Origin of the sequence: Thioclava sp. UBA3469 (genome assembly GCF_002378135.1) — a bacterium.
GTDB lineage: Bacteria > Pseudomonadota > Alphaproteobacteria > Rhodobacterales > Rhodobacteraceae > Thioclava > Thioclava sediminum.
This window is the reverse complement of record NZ_DFRG01000140.1, coordinates 1-291: the sequence shown is the minus strand read 5'-3', so window position 1 is coordinate 291 and position 291 is coordinate 1. Positions and strand designations below refer to the sequence as shown.

Genomic DNA, 291 nt, shown 5'->3' with positions numbered 1-291 from the left:
GGCAGGCCGAGCGGGACAAGCTGGAATCGGGCCGGAGCCTGAAAGAGCAACTCGACAAGGCCCGGGCCGAGCTCGACCAAGCCAAGCGCGAAGGCAATCTCGCCCGCGCCGGTGAGCTGAGCTACGGCATCATCCCGAGCCTCGAGAAGCAGCTCGCCGCAGCCGATGAGGCCGAGGGCGAAGAGCTGATGGTCGAGGAATCGGTGCGTCCGGAGCAGATCGCCGAAGTGGTCGAACGCTGGACCGGCATCCCGACCTCGAAGATGCTGGAAGGCGAGCGCGAGAAGCTGC

General features: G+C 66.7%; 1 pseudogene. It reads left to right on the top strand.

The features are described from left to right. Positions 1 to 291, top strand: a pseudogene (locus B3D39_RS11335) (ATP-dependent chaperone ClpB); the annotation flags it as partial.